19 protein-coding genes and 1 pseudogene are annotated in these 18,128 nt (G+C 71.2%); 3 read left to right on the top strand and 17 right to left on the bottom strand.

All coding sequences use genetic code 11. The annotated features are described in order from the left end of the window. The 8 genes from HJD23_RS11550 to HJD23_RS11585 all read right to left on the bottom strand — a co-directional run bounded on the left by HJD23_RS11550 (position 1) and on the right by HJD23_RS11585 (position 9,261). The gene (locus HJD23_RS11550; RefSeq protein ID WP_141311504.1) at positions 1 to 240 is read right to left on the bottom strand and encodes a hypothetical protein; all 240 of its coding nucleotides are present in this window, start codon (positions 238 to 240) and stop codon (positions 1 to 3) included. Then, the gene (gene gatA / locus HJD23_RS11555; protein WP_171112772.1) at positions 237 to 1,733 is read right to left on the bottom strand and encodes an Asp-tRNA(Asn)/Glu-tRNA(Gln) amidotransferase subunit GatA; all 1,497 of its coding nucleotides are present in this window, start codon (positions 1,731 to 1,733) and stop codon (positions 237 to 239) included. Before gatA ends, HJD23_RS11550 begins: the two co-directional genes overlap by 4 nt. Positions 1,734 to 1,738: 5 nt before the next feature. Then, positions 1,739 to 2,035 carry an Asp-tRNA(Asn)/Glu-tRNA(Gln) amidotransferase subunit GatC gene (gatC, locus tag HJD23_RS11560; protein ID WP_004925108.1) on the bottom strand — a complete coding sequence of 99 codons (297 nt, stop codon included), beginning with the start codon at positions 2,033 to 2,035 and terminating at the stop codon, positions 1,739 to 1,741. Between the two features lie 221 nt (positions 2,036 to 2,256). Beyond that, positions 2,257 to 4,491: a bifunctional diguanylate cyclase/phosphodiesterase gene (locus HJD23_RS11565; protein ID WP_171112771.1), complete on the bottom strand. Its 2,235-nt coding sequence runs from the start codon at positions 4,489 to 4,491 to the stop codon at positions 2,257 to 2,259. 259 nt (positions 4,492 to 4,750) lie between these two features. Next, positions 4,751 to 6,946 (bottom strand): NAD-dependent DNA ligase LigA, encoded by a 2,196-nt coding sequence (gene ligA, locus HJD23_RS11570; RefSeq protein ID WP_171112769.1) that lies wholly within the window; start codon positions 6,944 to 6,946, stop codon positions 4,751 to 4,753. Between the two features lie 15 nt (positions 6,947 to 6,961). Next, entirely contained in the window at positions 6,962 to 7,969 is a 1,008-nt protein-coding gene (locus HJD23_RS11575; RefSeq protein WP_171112767.1) for a methionine synthase, read from the bottom strand. 32 nt (positions 7,970 to 8,001) lie between these two features. Further along, positions 8,002 to 8,691 carry an SDR family oxidoreductase gene (locus HJD23_RS11580; protein ID WP_171112765.1) on the bottom strand — a complete coding sequence of 230 codons (690 nt, stop codon included), beginning with the start codon at positions 8,689 to 8,691 and terminating at the stop codon, positions 8,002 to 8,004. Positions 8,692 to 8,721: 30 nt separating this feature from the next. Next, complete coding sequence (locus tag HJD23_RS11585; RefSeq protein ID WP_171112763.1) at positions 8,722 to 9,261, bottom strand: TIGR00730 family Rossman fold protein; 540 nt, start codon at positions 9,259 to 9,261, stop codon at positions 8,722 to 8,724. Between the two features lie 51 nt (positions 9,262 to 9,312). Between HJD23_RS11585 and HJD23_RS11590 the strand changes: the two genes are divergently transcribed. Further along, positions 9,313 to 9,648 carry a DUF427 domain-containing protein gene (locus HJD23_RS11590; RefSeq protein ID WP_171112762.1) on the top strand — a complete coding sequence of 112 codons (336 nt, stop codon included), beginning with the start codon at positions 9,313 to 9,315 and terminating at the stop codon, positions 9,646 to 9,648. A 39-nt stretch (positions 9,649 to 9,687) separates the two neighbouring features. On the opposite strand, the gene mnmA is transcribed toward HJD23_RS11590, so the two are convergent. Next, complete coding sequence (mnmA, locus tag HJD23_RS11595) at positions 9,688 to 10,818, bottom strand: tRNA 2-thiouridine(34) synthase MnmA (RefSeq protein WP_171112760.1); 1,131 nt, start codon at positions 10,816 to 10,818, stop codon at positions 9,688 to 9,690. Between the two features lie 60 nt (positions 10,819 to 10,878). On the opposite strand from mnmA, the gene HJD23_RS11600 reads away from it, so the two are divergent. Next, positions 10,879 to 11,550 (top strand): N-acetylmuramoyl-L-alanine amidase, encoded by a 672-nt coding sequence (locus HJD23_RS11600; protein WP_171112758.1) that lies wholly within the window; start codon positions 10,879 to 10,881, stop codon positions 11,548 to 11,550. A 3-nt stretch (positions 11,551 to 11,553) separates the two neighbouring features. On the opposite strand, the gene HJD23_RS11605 is transcribed toward HJD23_RS11600, so the two are convergent. From HJD23_RS11605 to HJD23_RS11615, 3 genes are all read right to left on the bottom strand, one after another. Beyond that, positions 11,554 to 12,717 (bottom strand): cysteine desulfurase family protein, encoded by a 1,164-nt coding sequence (locus tag HJD23_RS11605; protein ID WP_171112756.1) that lies wholly within the window; start codon positions 12,715 to 12,717, stop codon positions 11,554 to 11,556. A gap of 87 nt (positions 12,718 to 12,804) precedes the next feature. After that, positions 12,805 to 13,071: a DUF4190 domain-containing protein gene (locus tag HJD23_RS11610; protein ID WP_171112754.1), complete on the bottom strand. Its 267-nt coding sequence runs from the start codon at positions 13,069 to 13,071 to the stop codon at positions 12,805 to 12,807. Positions 13,072 to 13,087: 16 nt separating this feature from the next. Then, positions 13,088 to 13,255 carry a hypothetical protein gene (locus HJD23_RS11615; RefSeq protein WP_167529661.1) on the bottom strand — a complete coding sequence of 56 codons (168 nt, stop codon included), beginning with the start codon at positions 13,253 to 13,255 and terminating at the stop codon, positions 13,088 to 13,090. 114 nt (positions 13,256 to 13,369) lie between these two features. On the opposite strand from HJD23_RS11615, the gene HJD23_RS11620 reads away from it, so the two are divergent. After that, positions 13,370 to 13,993, top strand: a complete 624-nt coding sequence (locus HJD23_RS11620; protein ID WP_171134015.1) for a TetR family transcriptional regulator — start codon at positions 13,370 to 13,372, stop codon at positions 13,991 to 13,993. 16 nt (positions 13,994 to 14,009) lie between these two features. Here the strand turns inward: HJD23_RS11620 and HJD23_RS11625 are convergent, their stop codons facing one another. The 5 genes and pseudogenes from HJD23_RS11625 to HJD23_RS11640 all read right to left on the bottom strand — a co-directional run bounded on the left by HJD23_RS11625 (position 14,010) and on the right by HJD23_RS11640 (position 18,126). Then, positions 14,010 to 14,855, bottom strand: a complete 846-nt coding sequence (locus HJD23_RS11625; protein WP_171112751.1) for a thioesterase family protein — start codon at positions 14,853 to 14,855, stop codon at positions 14,010 to 14,012. Between the two features lie 25 nt (positions 14,856 to 14,880). Next, positions 14,881 to 15,573 (bottom strand): trimeric intracellular cation channel family protein, encoded by a 693-nt coding sequence (locus tag HJD23_RS11630; protein ID WP_171112750.1) that lies wholly within the window; start codon positions 15,571 to 15,573, stop codon positions 14,881 to 14,883. An 86-nt stretch (positions 15,574 to 15,659) separates the two neighbouring features. Further along, positions 15,660 to 15,812, bottom strand: a pseudogene (locus tag HJD23_RS43725) (peptide ABC transporter ATP-binding protein); the annotation flags it as partial. 131 nt (positions 15,813 to 15,943) lie between these two features. Beyond that, entirely contained in the window at positions 15,944 to 17,125 is a 1,182-nt protein-coding gene (locus tag HJD23_RS11635) for an oligopeptide/dipeptide ABC transporter ATP-binding protein (protein WP_171112748.1), read from the bottom strand. Next, the gene (locus tag HJD23_RS11640; protein WP_171112746.1) at positions 17,122 to 18,126 is read right to left on the bottom strand and encodes an ABC transporter ATP-binding protein; all 1,005 of its coding nucleotides are present in this window, start codon (positions 18,124 to 18,126) and stop codon (positions 17,122 to 17,124) included. The genes HJD23_RS11635 and HJD23_RS11640 overlap by 4 nt, the downstream gene beginning before the upstream one ends. Positions 18,127 to 18,128 lie beyond the last annotated feature (2 nt).

Here is an 18,128-nt window from a genome sequence, read left to right on the forward strand (position 1 = left end):
TCAGCCCAGCAGGACGTCGTCGTCGCCCAGCCGCTTCAGCTCGCGGTAGAGCATGGCGAGGCCGGTGACGACACCGGCGGCGGTGACGACGGCGTCGACGAGCCGCAGCGTGTCGTTCTCGGCACGGGCCTTCTTGATCTGCTTGGCGACGCCGATCGCGCCGAACGCGGTGGCGGCCATGGACAGGTACGTACCGGACTTCGACTTCTTGAAGCCCTTGGCCTTGGACAGTGCACTCACAGCGACGGAGCCTCCTCCAGGAGCGGGTGCCCCCACTTTTCCACGAAGGCGGCCTCGACGGCGGCGCCCACCTTGTACAGGCGGTCGTCCTGCATCGCCGGGGCGATGATCTGCAGCCCGACCGGCAGGTTGTCCTCCGGGGCGAGGCCGCAGGGCAGGGACATGGCCGCGTTGCCCGCCAGGTTGGTCGGGATGGTGCACAGGTCCGCGAGGTACATCGCCATCGGGTCGTCGGCACGCTCACCGATCGGGAAGGCGGTGGTGGGCGTGGTCGGCGAGACGATCACATCGACCTGCTCGAACGCCTTGTCGAAGTCCTGCTTGATGAGCGTACGGACCTTCTGGGCGCTGCCGTAGTACGCGTCGTAGTAGCCGCTCGACAGGGCGTACGTGCCGAGCATGATGCGCCGCTTGACCTCGGCGCCGAAGCCGGCCTCGCGGGTCAGCGAGGTGACCTCCTCGGCGGAGCGCGAACCGTCGTCGCCGGTACGCAGGCCGTAGCGCAGGCCGTCGAAGCGGGCGAGGTTGCTGGAGCACTCACTCGGGGCGATCAGGTAGTACGCCGACAGCGCGAGGTCGAAGGACGGGCAGTCCAGCTCGACGATCTCCGCGCCCAGCTCCTTGAGGAGGGTCACGGACTCGTCGAAGCGCTGGATGACACCGGCCTGGTAGCCCTCGCCGCGGAACTGCTTGACGACGCCGACGCGCATGCCCTCGACGCTGCCGTTGCGGGCGGCCTCGACGACCGGCGGGACCGGGGCGTCGATGGAGGTGGAGTCGAGCGGGTCGTGCCCGGCGATCACCTCGTGCAGGAGGGCCGCGTCCAGGACCGTACGGGCGCAGGGCCCGCCCTGGTCGAGGGAGGACGAGAACGCCACCATGCCGTAGCGGGAGACGGCCCCGTACGTCGGCTTCACGCCGACCGTGCCGGTGACGGCGGCCGGCTGGCGGATGGAGCCGCCGGTGTCGGTGCCGATGGCGAGCGGGGCCTGGTACGAGGCGAGCGCGGCGGAGGAGCCGCCGCCGGAGCCGCCGGGGATGCGGGTGAGGTCCCAGGGGTTGCCGGTGGGACCGTACGCGCTGTTCTCGGTGGAGGACCCCATGGCGAACTCGTCCATGTTGGTCTTGCCGAGGATGACGACGTCGGCGTCCTTCAGCTTCTTGGTGAGGGTGGCGTCGTACGGCGGGATCCACCCTTCCAGGATCTTGGACCCGACGGTGGTGGGGATGCCCTCGGTGGTGAAGATGTCCTTGAGCGCGAGGGGAACGCCGGCCAGTGGCCCGAGCTTCTCCCCCTTGGCCCGCTTCTCGTCGACGGCACGGGCCGCCGCGAGGGCGCCCTCGCGGTCGATGTGCAGGAAGGCGTGCACCTTCTCGTCGACGGCCTCGATGCGGGCCAGGTGGGCCTCGGTGACCTCGACGGCCGTGAGCTCGCCGGAGGCGATCCTCGCGGCGATCTCGGCGGCGGTGAGCTTGATGATTGCGTCCGTCATGCGGATTACTCCTCCCCCAGGATCTGCGGCACCTTGAAACGCTGCTGCTCCTGGGCCGGGGCGCCGGAGAGCGCCTGCTCGGGGGTGAGCGACGGGCGGACCTCGTCCGGGCGCATGACGTTCGTCAGCGGGAGCGGGTGCGAGGTCGGCGGTACGTCTTGGTCGGCGACCTCGCTGACGCGGGCGACCGCGCCGATGATGTCGTCCAGCTGGCCGGCGAAGTGGTCAAGCTCTTCGGGCTTCAGCTCCAGACGCGCCAGCCGGGCGAGGTGGGCGACCTCCTCGCGCGTGATGCCAGGCATGCAGCGATCCTCTGGGGTGAGTGTGTGTGGTTTGGGCTCAATCCTATGGGGCGGGGAGGGGTGACAGTGAAACGGTTACCGGGAGCCTTCTAAGGAACGGTGCAGCAGTGCCGCATAGGGGCGCGGGCTGTATTCAATATGCGGCTCCGCCGCGTGGGCGCGATCAACCACGACGGCGCCGCAGCCGAACGACCTCAGTACCCGGCACTACCCATGGAAGTTCAGTCGGCCGCAGGCAGTGCGGCCTTCGGCCGCTGCCACCCCCTGGCCCCCCGCGCCCGCAACCAAGCCGTCGTCTCCTCCGGAGGCATCGCCGCGGCGACCAGCCACCCCTGCACGGCATCGCACCGCAGATCCCGCAGCCGCTCCCACGTCTCGTCGTCCTCGACCCCCTCGGCGACCACGAGCAGCCCCAGCGAATGCGCGAGGTCGACGGTGCACCGCACGATCTCCGCGTCCTCCGCGTCGACCGCCAGCCGTGCCACGAACGAACGGTCGATCTTCAGCTCACTCACCGGCAGCCGCTTGAGGTGGACCAGCGAGGAGTACCCCGTGCCGAAGTCGTCCAGCGACATCTTCACGCCGTGCCCGGTCAGCCCGGCGAGGGTGTCGGCAGCCCGCTGCGGGTCCTCCAGGAGCACATGTTCCGTTATCTCCAGTTGGAGCGCTCCCGCGGGCACTCCGTGCCGGGCCAGGCGCGCGGCGACGGAGCCCGCGAAGCCGGGAGTGTGCACGTCACGCGGGGACACGTTCACCGCGACCGGCACGAACAGCCCCTGCGACCGCCACTGCGCCACCTGCCCGAGCGCCGTCTCCAGCACGTACTCCGTCAGCTGCGGCATCAGCCCGGACGACTCGGCGATCGCGATGAACTCGTCCGGCGGCACCTTCCCGCGCTCCGGGTGCACCCACCGCACCAGCGCCTCCAGACCGGCCACCTGCCCGTCGAAGCGCACCTTGGGCTGGTAGTGCAGCTCGACCTCGTGCGCGTCCAGCGCGCGGCGCAGGTCGGCGAGGAGGCCGAGGCGGTCCGGGGTGTTGGAGTCCCGCTTGGACTCGTACACCTCCACCCCCGTACGGTCGCGTTTCGCCTGGTACATCGCCACGTCCGCGCGGCGCAGCAGGCCCTCGGCGTCGAGGGCGTGGTCGGGGAAGACGGCGACGCCGGCGCTGGCCTCCAGCACGAGGGTGAGGCCGTCGAGGTCGAGCGGGGAGCTGAGCGCGGTGACCAGGCCGCGGGCGATCCGGGTCGCGGACGTCGTGGAGTCGGCGACCGGGAGTAAGACGGCGAACTCGTCGCCGCCGAGCCGGGCGGCCTCCGCCCCGCGCGGCAGCGCCAGCCGCAGCCGGTCGGCGGTCTGCAGCAGCAGCCGGTCACCGGCGAGATGACCGAGGGTGTCGTTGACCGATCGGAACCGGTCCAGGTCGATCAGCATCAGGGCGGCACGGGCGTCGATGCGCTCGGCGTCGTCGAGAGCGGTCCAGATGCGCTCCAGCAGCCACTGGCGGTTGGGCAGCCCGGTGAGCGGATCGCGCAGTTGCTCCTCCGCGCGGGCGCGGGCTATCCACAGGGTGGAGTCGAGGGCGATGAGGGGGATGGCGAACAGCGGCAGCAGGATCGGCTTGGCGACGGCGACCACGCAGATCAGGGGTGCGATGCCGAACAGTGCGACCGCGACCAGGCCGTGCCGGACCAGGGCGGTGCGGGCGATGGTGGGCAGTCCGCCGGGGCGGGGCGCGTGCAGGTACCACAGCAGGGTGCGGGAGACCGCCAGGTAGGCGGTCGCGACCAGGATGACCTCGGTGGCGGTGTAGAGGGTCCAGGTGGCGGGGTGCCAGGGGTTCTCGACGGACGGTACGCGGCCGAAGGCGGCCAGGAGGAGGGCGCCGGCGCCGATGCCGAGGATGTCCACCGCGCCGTGCAGCACGCCCTGCCGCCAGCGGTGGCGCCGGGCTATGCCGACCAGGACGACGACGGTGAGGCTGACCAGCCCGGCGGACACCCAGCCGTACAGCAGCAGGACGGCGAGGGTGAGGGCGGCGCCGGAGCCGGTGCCGCCCCACCAGCGGGCGCGGCCGAGCGCGACCAGGTGGCCGACGATGATGCCGGTCAGCACGGCCAGCGACCAGCCGGCCGTGCCGGACGGGAAGAGGGGGTGGTGGCCGGTGAACGCCCGCAGGAATCCGGCGCCGAGGGCGAACCCGGCGGCCGCGACGACCGCCGCGGGCAGCGCGGGCCAGGACAGGTGCCGTTCGGCGTCGACTCCCGGCAGTCCGGCGGTCTGCCCGGCGGTGAGGGCGGCGGCGTCGCATCCGGCCGGCACGATGCGCTGCCCGGCGTCGTGATCCCGCGTCGCCGCGGCACTCGCGCGCCAGGCCGAACGGAGTCCCCCTCGCCAGGCGCCGGCCATCCGGCGCAGCCGTGAGTACGGGGCGGCGCTCTCGGTCGGTTCCATTCCCGTCCCTCTCACAGCCGGCGGTGCCCACGCCACGCGGCCCGTTGCCCGACATCCCTCAACGGCACCGCGTTGGAAAACCGTTCCCCGTGCTCGCCAAGAGCAAGGGGATGCCCCAACCGCAGCTGGGCACGGCAGGTGCACACCTCAACAGTAGGCCGCAGAAGGCTTCCACGGGCACCGGTCGTCGACGGTTGCCCGAATGCGCCCCGGCCGCCCGTATGCATCTGATATGCGCCGATCGGGTGTTCCTCAACCGCTACTCACCGGTCGGAAGCGCGACCTCCGACGCGGCCTCAGGCCCTTGCTGGAGCAGGACGTTGAACCCTTCCTCGTTCAGGACCGGCACCTTGAGCTGCATAGCCTTGTCGTATTTCGATCCGGGGCTGTCACCCACAACGACGAATGACGTCTTCTTCGAAACAGAACCCGTCACCTTGGCGCCCCGGGTCTGCAGCGCCTCCTTCGCGCCGTCCCGCGTGAAGTGTTCGAGCGTGCCGGTGACGACGACGGTGAGGCCTTCGAGCGGGCGGGGGCCCTCGTCCTCGCCGGTGCTCTCCTCCTCCAGGCGGACGCCGGCGGCCTTCCACTTGCGGATGATCTCGCGGTGCCAGTCCTCCGCGAACCACTCCTTGAGCGAGGCGGCGATGATGGGGCCGACCCCATCGGTGGTGGCCAGCTCCTCCTCGGTCGCCTGTTCGATGCGGTCGATGGAGCGGAACTCGCGGGCCAGCGCCTCGGCGGCGACCGGGCCGACATGACGGATCGACAGGCCGGTCAGGATACGAGCGAGTGGGCGCTGCTTGGCGGCCGCGATGTTCTCCAGCATCGCGAGGGCGTTCTTCTTGGGCTCGCCCTGCTGGTTGGCGAAGACCGTGGCGATCTTCTCCTCGCCGGTCTTCGGGTCCCGCTTGGGCAGGCCGCTGTCCTGGTCGAGGACGTACGCCTTGATGGGCAGCAGCTGCTCGACGGTGAGGTCGAACAGGTCGCTCTCGTCCTTCAGCGGCGGCTCCTCGGGCTCCAGCGGACCGGTGAGCGCGGCCGCGGCGACATAGCCGAAGTGCTCGATGTCCAGCGCCTTGCGACCCGCCAGATAGAACAACCGTTCGCGCAACTGCGCGGGGCAGGCGCGGGAGTTCGGGCAGCGCAGATCGACGTCGCCCTCCTTCATCGGCCTCAGCGCCGTACCGCACTCGGGGCACTCGGACGGCATCACGAACTCGCGCTCGGTGCCGTCGCGCAGGTCGACGACCGGGCCGAGGATCTCCGGGATGACGTCACCGGCCTTGCGCAGCACCACGGTGTCGCCGATGAGGACGCCCTTGGCCTTGACGATGTCCTGGTTGTGCAGGGTGGCGAACTCGACCTCCGAGCCGGCCACCGTCACCGGCTCGACCTGCGCGTACGGTGTGACCCGGCCGGTACGGCCCACGCCCACGCGGATGTTGACGAGCTTGGTGTTGACCTCCTCCGGCGCATACTTGTACGCGATCGCCCAGCGCGGGGCGCGGGCCGTCGACCCGAGGCGGCCCTGGAGGCGGATCTCGTCGAGCTTGACCACCACGCCGTCGATCTCGTGCTCCACGGAGTGGCGGTTCTCGCCGTAGTACGCGATGAACTCCCGTACGCCTTCGAGGTCGTCGACCACCTTGTTGTGCAGCGAGGTGGGCAGGCCCCACTCCTTGAGCAGGTCGTAGGCCTGGGAGAGGCGGGTGAGGCCTGAGAAGCCCTCCAGGGCGCCGATGCCGTGCACCACCATGTGCAGCGGGCGGGTGGCCGTGACGCGCGGGTCCTTCTGGCGCAGGGAACCGGCCGCCGCGTTGCGCGGGTTGGCGAAGGGCTTGTCGCCGGCCTCCACCAGGCGGCGGTTGAGCTCCTCGAACTTCTCCATCGGGAAGTAGACCTCGCCGCGGATCTCCACCAGGTCCGGGACGCGGTCGCCCTTCAGCCGGTCCGGGATCTCGGCGATGGTCCGGACGTTGGGGGTGATGTCCTCGCCGGTGCGGCCGTCGCCGCGGGTCGCCGCGCGCGTGAGGCGGCCGTGTTCGTAGGTGAGGTTGACGGCGAGGCCGTCGACCTTGAGCTCGCACAGGAAGTGGTAGTCCTGCGCGCCCAGCTCACGGGCGATGCGATCGGCCCACGCGGCGAGCTCGTCGTCGTTGAAGGTGTTGTCGAGGGAGAGCATGCGCTGGCGGTGCTCGACCGCCGTGAAATCCGTCTCGTAGGACCCGGCGACCTTCTGGGTCGGCGAGTCCGGGGTGCGCAGCTCCGGGTACTCCTCCTCCAGCTCCTCCAGGGAGCGCAGGAGCTGGTCGAACTCCGCGTCGCTGACGACGGGAGCGTCCTTCACGTAGTACCGGAAGCGGTGCTCCTCGACCTGCTCGGCGAGCTGCGCATGCCGCTCCCGTGCCTCGGCGGGTACCGCTGTGGACTCCGCTTGCTTGTCGCCGGCCACCGTGTCGTCCTCCCGTTACTCAGGGTTGTCCGCGAGGGATCTCGCCGCCCGGACGCAGTGGGCGAGGGCCCTGCGCGCGTACTCGGGGGAGGCGCCCGCGAGTCCGCACGTGGGCGTGACCGTGACCGCCTCCGGAAGAAGCCCCGGTGACAGCCCCAGCCTGCGCCACAGCGTCCTGACACCCATGACGCTACCGGCAGGGTCTGACAATGGGCCGTCCGTGCTCGGCACGACACCGGCGAACAGCCGGGTGCCGCCCTCCACGGCCTCGCCGATCGCGTCGTCGTCACGCTCGGTGAGAAGCGAGAAGTCGAAGGAGACGGCGGCGGCACCGGCCCGGCGCAGCAGCGCGAACGGGACGTCGGGGGCGCAGGAGTGGACCACGACCGGGCCGCCCTCGTGCACGCCGACGACGTCCCGGAGCGTGGCCTCGACGATCTGCCGGTCGACGGCACGGTGGGTGCGGTAGCCGCTGGCGGTCCGCACCCGGCCGCGCAGTACGGCGGTGAGGGAGGGCTCGTCGAGCTGGAGCACGAGCCGGGCGCCGGGGACACGCCGTCGCACCTCGGCCAGGTGCAGGCGCAGGCCCTCGGTGAGGGAGGCGGCGAGGTCGCGGCAGGCGCCGGGGTCGGACAGGACCGCCTCGCCGTTCCTCAGCTCGATGGCCGCGGCGAGCGTCCACGGCCCGACGGCCTGCACCTTCAGCGGGCCCTCGTACCCCTGCGTGAACTCCTCCAGGGCGTCGAGGTCCTCGCCGAGCCACGCCCACGCCCGCTTGGTGTCCCGCCCCGGCCGGTCCCCGAAACGCCAGCCACTGGGCTCCACGCGCGCGTACAGCTCGACGAGCATCCCGGCGGTCCGCCCGATCATGTCGGCGCCGGGCCCCCGCGCGGGCAGCTCGGGCAGGAACGGGAAGTCCTCGAAGGACCCGGTGACGGTCTTGGCGGCCTCACGGGCGTCCCCGCCCGGCAGGGAACCGACGCCGGTGGCGGCACCGAAGTGGAACTGGCTGTTTTCGCTCACTCCGGCAGCCTACGGAACGCCCGCCGCCGGTTTCACCGCCCCGGCCGCACCGTCAGGTCGTTCACCTCCGCGTCCCTCGGCAGGTCCAGGGCCATCAGGATCGTCGTGGCGACGGACTCCGGGTCGATCCACTTCGACGGGTCGTACTCCTTGCCCTCCTGCTGGTGGACCTTGGCCTGCATGGGGCTCGCCGTGCGGCCGGGGTAGACGGAGGTGACGCGGACGCCGCCCGCGTGCTCCTCGTGCCGCAGGGAGTCGGCGAGGGCCTTCAGGCCGTGCTTGGAGGCCGCGTACGCGGACCAGTCGGCGTGGGCGTTCAGCCCCGCGCCGGAGTTCACGAACACCACGTGGCCGCGGGCGGCGCGCAGTTGGGGCAGGAAAAGACGGGTGAGCTCGGCGGGGGCGATGAGGTTGACGTTGAGCTGGTGACGCCAGGCCTTGGGGGTGAGGTCGCCGACCGGGCCCAGGTCGACCACGCCGGCGATGTGCAGCAGGGAGTCCACCCGGTCCGGCAGCGTCTGGTGGGACAGCGCCCAGCTCAGCCTGTCGGGGTCCGCGAGGTCGCCGACGAGTGTCCTCACCCCGGGGAACTCGGCCGCCAGTTCCTTCGCGCGGCCCGCGTCGCGCGCGTGCAGCACGAGGTCGTCCCTGCGCGCGTGCAGACGGCGGGCCACGGCCGCGCCGATGCCGGAACCCGCCCCGGTGATCACATGTGTAGCCATGTCCGCCATGCTCGCATCACCCGCGTGTCATCACGCCACGCCCCGGCTCTCCTCCAGGTACGCCAGCGCCCCCACCGGCTCCTCCGCGAAGAACACCAGGTCGGTCAGCGGCCGGGGCAGGAACCCCTCGTCCTCCATGCGGCGGAACTGTTCCTTCAGGCCGTCGTAGAAACCCGCGGTGTTCAGCAGCACCACGGGCTTGTCGGTGTGGCCGTGCTTCTTCAGCTCCAGGATCTCCGTGGCCTCGTCCAGCGTACCGGTACCGCCCACCATGATCACCACGGCGTCGGACTTCTCCAGGAGCAGCTTCTTGCGCTCGGCGAGGTCCCGGGCGATCACCATCTCGTCGACGCCCTCGCGTGCCTTGGCAGCCAGGAACTCCACGGAGACGCCCACCAGCCACCCGCCCGCCTCCTGCACGCCGTCCGCCACCACCTTCATCAGGCCGACGTCCGAACCACCCCACACCAGCGTGTGCCCGCCCTTGCCCAGCAGTTTCGCGAACTCGCGCGCGGGGCGGGTGTAGCAGTCGTCGAGGTCGGCGGCGGAGAGGAAGACGCAGATATTCATGGGGCAACCGTACGGGGGAAGAACCGGGCGCCCGCGAGTGCTTTTCCCGACATGACCCAGGACACGACTCAAGGCCACACGATCACCATCGAGCAGAGCACACAGCGCGTGCGCGTCGTCCATGACGGGCAGGTGCTGGCGGAGAGCGACCGGCCCCTCGTCCTGCGGGAGACGGGCTGTCCCGTGCGCTACTACATCCCGCCGCAGGACGTCCGGCTCGACCTGCTGACGCCGTCGGAGACACACACGTACTGCCCGTTCAAGGGCACCGCGTCCTACTGGTCGCTGCCGGACGCGGCCGACCTCGTCTGGTCCTACCCGGAACCGAAGCCGGACGTGGCCGCGATCAAGGACCACCTCTGCTTCTACGAGGTGGAAGTGGCCTGAATCGTTCTACGAGGTGGCGGTTGGCCCGAGCCGGTCGGTTCAGGCCACGCCCGCCGTCGCGCGCGTGGTCGACGCGATGGTCGCCGAGCCGACCACGCGCGTGCCGTCGTAGAGGACGATCGCCTGGCCGGGGGCGACGCCCCGAACCGGCTCGGTGAAGGTCACCTGGAGTTCGCCGTCGATGAGCTCCGCGCTCACCTCGGTCTCGCCGCCGTGGGCGCGCAGCTGGGCGGTGTAGGTGCCGGGGCCGAGCGGGGCGGCGCCGCACCAGCGGGGCTTGATCGCGGTGAGCGCCGAGACGTCGAGGGCCTCGGCGGGGCCCACGGTGACCGTGTTGTTCACCGGCGAGATGTCCAGGACGTAGCGCGGCTTGCCGTCGGGCGCGGGAGTGCCGATCCTGAGCCCCTTGCGCTGTCCGATGGTGAAGCCGTACGCCCCGTCGTGGGTGCCCAGCCTGGTGCCGGACTCGTCGACGATGTCGCCCTCCGCCCGGCCGAGCCGGTTCGCCAGGAAGCCCTGCGTGTCACCGTCGGCGATGAAGCAGATGTCGTGCGAGTCCGGCTTCTTGGCCACCGCCAGGCCCCGGCGCTCGGCCTCCGCGCGGATCTCGTCCTTGGTGGTGACCGTGTCACCGAGCGGGAACATCGCGTGCGCGAGCTGCTTCTCGTCCAGCACGCCGAGGACGTACGACTGGTCCTTGGCCATGTCGGAGGCGCGGTGCAGCTCGCGGCTGCCGTCGGGCAGCGTCACGATCTTCGCGTAGTGCCCGGTGCAGACCGCGTCGAAGCCCAGCGCCAGCGCCTTGTCCAGCAGCGCGGCGAACTTGATCTTCTCGTTGCAGCGCAGGCACGGGTTGGGCGTACGGCCCGCCTCGTACTCGGCGACGAAATCCTCCACGACGTCCTCGCGGAAGCGGTCGGCGAGGTCCCAGACGTAGAACGGGATGCCGATGACGTCGGCGGCGCGGCGGGCGTCGCGGGAGTCCTCGATCGTGCAGCAGCCCCGCGCGCCCGTGCGGAACGACTGCGGGTTCGCGGAGAGCGCGAGATGGACTCCGGTCACGTCATGACCCGCCTCGGCCGCCCGGGCGGCGGCGACGGCGGAGTCCACACCGCCGGACATGGCGGCGAGGACGCGGAGGGGGCGGGAGCGCTGCGGGGTGTCAGTCATAACCCTTCCAGGGTACGGGGGCGCGGGAACCGAAGCCCGCGAGTATCCGTTCTCGATCACATGGAGCAGACGAAGGGCGGCGGCCAGGACCGGCGGATCGGGCGGCGCGCGCTGATCATCGGCGGGGCCGCGGCCGCGGTGGGCACGGGCGCCGTGCTGGCGCGCGACGAGCTGTCGCGGCTGTGGTGGCAGGTGCCCGGGGTGGAGAAGCCGCGGGTGGCGGGGGCCGTCGACTACACGGGCGCGCGCTGGGTGGCGGCCTCGTCGGCGAACTGGCGGCGGGCGGACCGCCCCGACGACTTCACGATCGACATGGTGATCATCCATGTCACCCAGGGCAGCTTCGACAGCGCGGTGAAGGTCTTCCAGGACCCGGGGCACGGTGCGGCCTCGCACTACATCGTCCGCGAGGACGGCCACATCGCGCAGATGATCCGCGAGCTGGACGTGGCGTACCACGCGGGCAACCGCGACTACAACGAACGCAGCGTCGGCATCGAGCACGCGGGCTTCGTCGACCGCCCGCAGGACTTCACGGACGCCATGTACGCCGCGTCCGCCCGCCTCACGGCGCGGATATGCGCGCGGTACGGCATACCCGTCGACCGCGAGCACATCATCGGGCACGTGGAGGTGCCGGGCACCGACCACACCGATCCCGGGGAGCACTGGGACTGGGACCGGTACATGAAGCTCGTACGGCAGGCGAGTTCGGCTGCGACGCCGGCCTAGGTCCTAGGTGAGTCCTGCCGCGCGGGCGCGTTCCACCGCCGGGCCGATGGCCTTGGCGACCGCCTCGACGTCGGCCGTCGTGGAGGTGTGGCCGAGGGAGAAGCGGAGGGTGCCGCGGGCCAGGTCCGGGTCGGTGCCGGTGGCGAGCAGGACGTGGCTGGGCTGGGCGACTCCGGCGGTGCAGGCGGAGCCGGTGGAGCACTCGATGCCCTGGGCGTCCAGGAGCAGCAGCAGGGAGTCGCCCTCGCAGCCGGGGAACGTGAAGTGGGCGTTGGCCGGGAGGCGGTTCACCGGGTCACCGCCGAGGATCGCGTCCGGCACCGCCGTGCGGACCACGTCGACCAGGTCGTCGCGCAGGGCGCCGATCTCGCGGGCGAACCGCTCGCGGTGCTCGGCGGCGTGCCGGCCGGCCACGGCGAAGGAGGCGATGGCGGGGACGTCGAGGGTGCCGGAGCGGACGTGCCGCTCCTGGCCGCCGCCGTGCAGGACGGGTACGGGGCTGTACTCACGGCCCAGGATCAGCGCGCCGATGCCGTACGGGCCGCCGATCTTGTGGCCGGAGACGGTCATCGCGGCCAGGCCGGAGGCGGCGAAGTCGACCGGGAGCTGACCGAAGGCCTGGACGGCGTCGGAGTGCAGCGGTACGCCGCACTCGGCGGCCGTCTCGGCGAGTTCGCGGATCGGCAGGACCGTGCCGATCTCGTTGTTCGCCCACATGACGGTGGCGAGGGCGACATCGTCGGGGTTGCGGGCGATGGCCTCGCGCAGGGCCTCGGGATGGACCCGGCCGTAGGAGTCGACGGGGAGGTACTCGACGGTGGCGCCCTCGTGTTCGCCGAGCCAGTGGACGGCGTCCAGGACGGCGTGGTGCTCGACGGGGCTGGCCAGGACCCGGGTGCGGGCCGGGTCGGCGGCGCGACGGGACCAGTACAGGCCCTTGACGGCGAGGTTGTCGGCCTCGGTGCCGCCGGAGGTGAAGACGACCTCGCTGGGGCGGGCGCCGAGGGCTTCCGCGAGGGTCTCGCGGGCTTCCTCGACGGTGCGGCGGGCCTGGCGGCCGGATGCGTGGAGGGAGGAGGCGTTGCCCGTGCTGCGCAGGTGGGCGGTGAGTGCCTCCGCCGCCTCCGGGAGCATCGGGGTGGTCGCGGCGTGGTCGAGGTATGCCATGGTGACGCCGATTCTACGCGCGGCGGTCCTTGGCCGGTTTCGAGGTCGGCCGGGTTGTTGCTCACCCCATCTATTCGTGGGTCGCCCTCAGAAACTCCACGAAATCGTGTTGTCCGCCTGCATGAATGCCGCCAGGACCACCAGGTCCGCGACGCCCAGGCCGAGGCCGAGGCAGGCGCGGAAGCGGCGGTTGGTGCCGCGCCAGAGGGCGATGGTGGCCAGGGCGATCGCGATGGGGCCGAGGAAGATGTTGAGGACCAGAAGGCCCAGGAGGCCCAGGACGAAGGACGCGACGGCCATGCCGTCGGTGTCGTGGATGCCGGTGCGGCGCTTGGCCGGTGCGGTCAGCTGCATGGTGGGCTCCTGACGGTCAGTGGGTCGGCGTCCGGCGCCGGCGGCCGTGCCGCTCGCGGAGTGCGAAGACGCCGAGCCAGGCGGCGATCACGGCGGCGGTGACGAGAGTGAAGCCGATCGGCGCGTGGGCCACGGTGCCCATGACCACGCCGAGCAGCAGGAGCGCGGCGACCAGGAAGAGCATGGGATGAGTCCCCTCTGCTTCGGTGAACGTTTGTAGTTACACTTGTTCACTGACTTCCCAGCCTAGCGTGCGCACGGCTTCCCAATTACAGAGAACAGTTGTTAACTGCATGGTATGAGTCACACCCTCGGCATCCGGCAGGCGCAGAAGCAGAAGACCCGACAGGCGCTCCTGGACGCCGCGTTGGAGCTGCTGGAGGAGCAGAGCCTGAGCAGTCTGGGTCTGCGCGAGGTCACCCGTGCGGTCGGTGTCGCCCCGACCGCCTTCTACCGGCACTTCCGCTCCACCGCGGACCTCGGCGTGGCCCTGGTCGAGGAGGCGCTGAGCAGTCTGCATCCGACGATCCGCACCATCGTGTCCACGGCCGGCGACAGCGACGCACGCATCACCCGCGCCGTGGAGTTGATCGGCGGTCATGTGCGGACCCACCCCGCCCACATCCGTTTCATCGCCCGCGAGCAGCACGGCGGGGTGCAGCCGGTGCGGGAGGCCATTCGCGGTCAACTGGCCCTGTTCACCGAGGAAGTGAAGGCCGAGCTGGCCAAGGACCGCGCGGCCGAGGGCTGGAGCGACGACGATCTGCTGATGCTCGCGGGGCTCTACGTCGACCAGATGCTGGTCACAGCCTCGCTCTTCCTGGAGGCACTGGGCTCCGAGGAACAGCAACGGCGGGTCGCCCGGCTGGCGACCCGCCGACTGCGGCTGATCAGCATCGGCCGCGAACACTGGCTGGACTGACCGGCGCGTACGGCCGCTACCGGAGCCGCACCCGAGCCAACTGCCGGGACTGCGCCACCAACCGGTCCGCGCTGTCCCACACCTCGGCGTCCTCCTCCAGGAACCCACCGGCGAGGTTGCGCGTCGTGATGGACACCCGGAGCGGGCCCGGCGCCGGACGGCAGCGCACATGCACGGTCAGCTCGACCGTCGGCACCCAGCCGGAGATCCCAAGTTCGAAGGCGGTCGGCGGCAGCGCGTCCACCGCGAGCAGCAGCGAGAAGGGGTCGGCGTCCCGGCCGTCCTTGAGGCCGAACCAGGCCCGCATCTCGCCCTTGCCGGAGGGCGCGCCCAGCGCCCAGCCCAGGGTGGACGGGTCGAGCTTGAGCAGCAGCCGTTCGGTGATCGCCGAGCTGCCGTCGACGGGGGCGGGGCCGTCCTCGGGGCCGAAGCACTGGTCCATCGGCGGCATCGCGGGCGGCCGCGCGGTCGTACGGACGTCGTCCGGGAGGGAGCCGAGGTCGCCGTAGGAGGCGAGGACACGGATCCGTTCGACCTCGCGGCCCTGGTCGTCGTACTGGAAGAGCGAGGCCTGGCCGGTGGAGAGGGTGCGGCCGGTGCGGACGACGTCGGTGCGGACGACCGCGGGGCCGGGCTGGGAGGCGGTCAGGTAGTGCGCGGAGATCGTGAACGGGTCGGGGTGCGGCAGGGCGTCGGCGAGGGCGCGGCCCAGGACGGCGAGGAGGTAGCCGCCGTTGACGGCGCTGATGATGGTCCAGCCCGCGGAGAGGTCGATGTCGTAGACGCCCTCGGAGCGCCGGGTGACGGCGGTGTCGCGGTCGAACTCGCTGTTGCCGGTGGTCGCCTGGGATGCCTGAGCCATGGCGGTACGGTACAACAACAAACTACTAAGCGGTAGCTTTTGTCGCGGGCTGCGGGGCCGGCTCCTCCTCGCGGACCGTCGAGCGCCGGTTCCACGCCCGTGGCGCCCGCCAGTGGAAACGCATCGCCAGCAGCCGCAGCACGAAGGCGGTGGCGGCGGCGAGTGTGCTGGTCAGCGGAGTGAGGGCGTCGTAGCGGATACACAGGGCGACCATCGTCGCGCCGACGATCGCGGGGACGGCGTACAGATCGCGGTCCCAGCGCAGCAGCGACGGCACCTCGTTGGCGAGCACGTCCCGCAGGACGCCGCCGCCGACGGCGGTGGCCAGGCCCAGGGCCGCGGACGCGTGCAGGCCGAGTCCGTACTCGTACGCCTTCGTGGTGCCCGCGACGCAGAACAGACCGAGACCGGCCGCGTCGAAGACGTTGACGCCGGCCTGGATGCGCTCCACGTGCGGGTGCAGGAAGACGACCAGGAGCGCGGCGAGCAGCGGGGTGAGGAAGTACCCCAGGTCCGTGAACGCGGCCGGCGGTACGGCGCCGATGACCAGGTCCCGGAAGAGCCCGCCGCCCAGGGCGGTGGCCTCGGCGAGCACGGCGATGCCGAAGACGTCGAAGTTCTTGCGGACGGCCAGCAGGGCGCCGGAGATCGCGAAGACGAAGATGCCGCCCAGGTCGAGGGTGTGCTGGACGGACGGGGTGAACAGTTCCTGGAACACCCCATCATTCTGACCTGTCCAGCAGCCCCTGCCTTACAAAGCAAGGCAGGGGCTGCATGAACCCTACGTGTCATTACGGACCTCAGGGTCGCCACATCGCCCTTGAGCAGGATGCGCTCGCTCTTGGCCGACCGGCGCCGGGGGTCCGGGATCGGCACGGCCGACAGCAGGGCCTTGGTGTACGAGTGCATCGGCGACTCGTACAGCTTGCCGCCGTCGGCGAGTTCGACGATCTTGCCGCCGGTCGGCTCCAGCAGCCGGGTGATCAGCCGGCCCACAGCAGCGCCGGCCGGCATGCCCCGCGGCCACACAGGCCGCGGGCATGTCGCCGACGGAGCGGACGGGCAAGGTCGGCTGATCGTGCCGCGGGCTACACGGCCTTGCCCATCTCGTCCCCCGCCTCCGGCTGCTTCGGCACCGTCACTTCCGCGGAGTCCCCGGCACCGTCGGACTTCCCGGGCTCTTCCGACGCCGGGCCGTTCACCGCCTCGGACGCAAGCCCGTCCGCTATCTCCTCACGCGCCGCCGTTACCACCTCTCCCGTGGTCCGCCGCAGCGTCCCGGCCGCGATCTCGGCGGCGTAGTGGCAGGCCACCCGGTGTCCGCCGCCGACGTCGGTGAGTTCGGGGCGGTCGGTCGCGCAAAGGGTGTCCTGTACCCACGGGCAGCGGGTGTGGAAGCGGCACCCGGCGGGCGGGTTCGCCGGGGAGGGCAGGTCGCCGGTGAGCAGGATGCGCTCGCGCAGGTCCTCGACCTCCGGGTCGGGCACCGGCACCGCCGACATCAGGGCCCTGGTGTAGGGGTGCCGCGGCTCGGCGTAGAGGGCGTCGCTCGGCGCCTCCTCCACGAGCGCACCCAGGTACATCACGCCGATGACGTCGGAAATGTGCCGGACCACGGCGAGGTCATGGGCGATCACCAGGTAGGTCAGGCCCAGTTCCTCCTGGAGTTCCTCCAGCAGGTTGATCACCTGCGCCTGAATGGACACGTCCAGCGCCGAGACCGGCTCATCGCAGATGATCACGTCGGGTTCCAGCACCAGGGCGCGGGCGATGCCGATGCGCTGACGCTGGCCGCCGGAGAACTCGTGCGGGTAGCGCGACAGGGCGTTGGCCGGCAGACCGACCTTGGCCAGGATCGCCTTGATCTTCTCCCGGCGCTCCTCCTGCGTGGCGCCGCCCACGCCGTGGGCGAGCATGCCCTCGGTGAGGATCGACTCGATGTTCTGCCGGGGATTGAGGGAGCCCAGCGGGTCCTGGAAGACCATCTGGAGGCGGCGCCGGAAGCGCCGCATCTCCTCGGCGGGCAGCTTCGCCAGGTCGGTGCCGTCCAGCACGACCTCGCCGTCGGTGATGTCCACCAGGCGCAGCACGGCCCGGCCGAGGGTGGTCTTGCCGCAGCCCGACTCGCCGACCAGGCCGTAGGTCTGGCCCGCCTCGACCTTGAGCGAGACTCCGTCGACCGCGTGGACGTGGCCGACGGTGCGGTCGAAGAGGATGCCCTTCTTGACCGGGAAGTGGACTTTCACGCCGTCCAGTTCGAGCAGGCTCATGCGGGGACCTCCTCGGCCCGGGCGGCTTCGGCTACGGGGTGGACGCAACGCACCTGGTGACCGGGCGTGCGGGGTTCGGTGAGCTCGGGAGTGCCGGTCAGGCAGTCCAGCTCGTAGCGGTCGCAGCGGGGGGCGAAGGCGCAGCCGTCGGCCCAGGCGATCCGGTCGTTGATGGAGCCCCGCACGGGGTTCAGCGGTTCGCCGCGCGGCGCGTCCAGACGCGGGATGGAGCCCAGCAGTCCGTGCGCGTAGGGGTGGGTGGGGTGGGCGAACAGCTCCCGGCGACCGGCGGATTCCACGACCTTGCCCGCGTAGAGCACGTTGACCTGGTCGCAGAGCCCGGCCACGACGCCCAGGTCGTGGGTGATCATCAGCAGGGCAGTGCCCTCCTGGTCCACCAGTTCCTTGAGGAGTTCCAGGATCTGGGCCTGGATCGTCACGTCGAGGGCCGTGGTGGGCTCGTCGGCGATCAGCAGGTTCGGCGCGCAGGCCACCGCCATGGCGATCAGCGCGCGCTGGCGCATGCCGCCGGACATCTGGTGCGGGTACTCCTTGAGCCGCCGGGTGGGGTCGGGGATGCCGACCCGGTCCAGGAGGTGGGCGGCCTCCTTGCGGGCGGCCTCGCCCTTGAGCCCGCGGTGGCGCTGGAGGATCTCGGTGACCTGGATACCGATGGGGACGACCGGGTTCAGGGACGACAGCGGGTCCTGGAAGATCATGGCGATGCGGCTGCCCCGCAGGTCGCGCAGCTTGGCCCGGTCCATGGTGAGCAGGTCGGAACCGTCGAAGTCGGCACGGCCGCCGACCCGGACACCCTTGCGCGGCAGCAGCCCCATCAGTGCCAGAGAGGTGACGGACTTGCCGCAGCCGGATTCGCCGACCAGCCCCACGACCTGGCCCTGGTCGACGGAGAACGAGACGCCGTCGACCGCTCGGGACTCCTTGCGGCCGTGCTGTCCGCCGAAGGTGACGGTCAGTTCGTCGACTGTGAGAAGTGGCATGG

Source organism: Streptomyces sp. Z423-1, from assembly GCF_013009255.1.
Taxonomy (GTDB): Bacteria; Actinomycetota; Actinomycetes; order Streptomycetales; family Streptomycetaceae; genus Streptomyces; species Streptomyces gossypiisoli.

Bases quoted from the DNA above. Each gene is read 5' to 3' on its own strand.
- gatA (WP_171112772.1), bottom strand. From the start codon at position 1,733: ATGACGGACGCAATCATCAAGCTCACCGCCGCCGAGATCGCCGCGAGG.
- gatC (WP_004925108.1), bottom strand. From the start codon at position 2,035: ATGCCTGGCATCACGCGCGAGGAGGTCGCCCACCTCGCCCGGCTGGCG.
- HJD23_RS11565 (WP_171112771.1), bottom strand. From the start codon at position 4,491: ATGGAACCGACCGAGAGCGCCGCCCCGTACTCACGGCTGCGCCGGATG.
- HJD23_RS11580 (WP_171112765.1), bottom strand. From the start codon at position 8,691: ATGGCTACACATGTGATCACCGGGGCGGGTTCCGGCATCGGCGCGGCC.
- HJD23_RS11585 (WP_171112763.1), bottom strand. From the start codon at position 9,261: ATGAATATCTGCGTCTTCCTCTCCGCCGCCGACCTCGACGACTGCTAC.
- HJD23_RS11590 (WP_171112762.1), top strand. From the start codon at position 9,313: ATGACCCAGGACACGACTCAAGGCCACACGATCACCATCGAGCAGAGC.
- mnmA (WP_171112760.1), bottom strand. From the start codon at position 10,818: ATGACTGACACCCCGCAGCGCTCCCGCCCCCTCCGCGTCCTCGCCGCC.
- HJD23_RS11600 (WP_171112758.1), top strand. From the start codon at position 10,879: ATGGAGCAGACGAAGGGCGGCGGCCAGGACCGGCGGATCGGGCGGCGC.
- HJD23_RS11605 (WP_171112756.1), bottom strand. From the start codon at position 12,717: ATGGCATACCTCGACCACGCCGCGACCACCCCGATGCTCCCGGAGGCG.
- HJD23_RS11610 (WP_171112754.1), bottom strand. From the start codon at position 13,071: ATGCAGCTGACCGCACCGGCCAAGCGCCGCACCGGCATCCACGACACC.
- HJD23_RS11615 (WP_167529661.1), bottom strand. From the start codon at position 13,255: ATGCTCTTCCTGGTCGCCGCGCTCCTGCTGCTCGGCGTGGTCATGGGC.
- HJD23_RS11620 (WP_171134015.1), top strand. From the start codon at position 13,370: ATGAGTCACACCCTCGGCATCCGGCAGGCGCAGAAGCAGAAGACCCGA.
- HJD23_RS11625 (WP_171112751.1), bottom strand. From the start codon at position 14,855: ATGGCTCAGGCATCCCAGGCGACCACCGGCAACAGCGAGTTCGACCGC.
- HJD23_RS11635 (WP_171112748.1), bottom strand. From the start codon at position 17,125: ATGAGCCTGCTCGAACTGGACGGCGTGAAAGTCCACTTCCCGGTCAAG.
- HJD23_RS11640 (WP_171112746.1), bottom strand. From the start codon at position 18,126: ATGCCACTTCTCACAGTCGACGAACTGACCGTCACCTTCGGCGGACAG.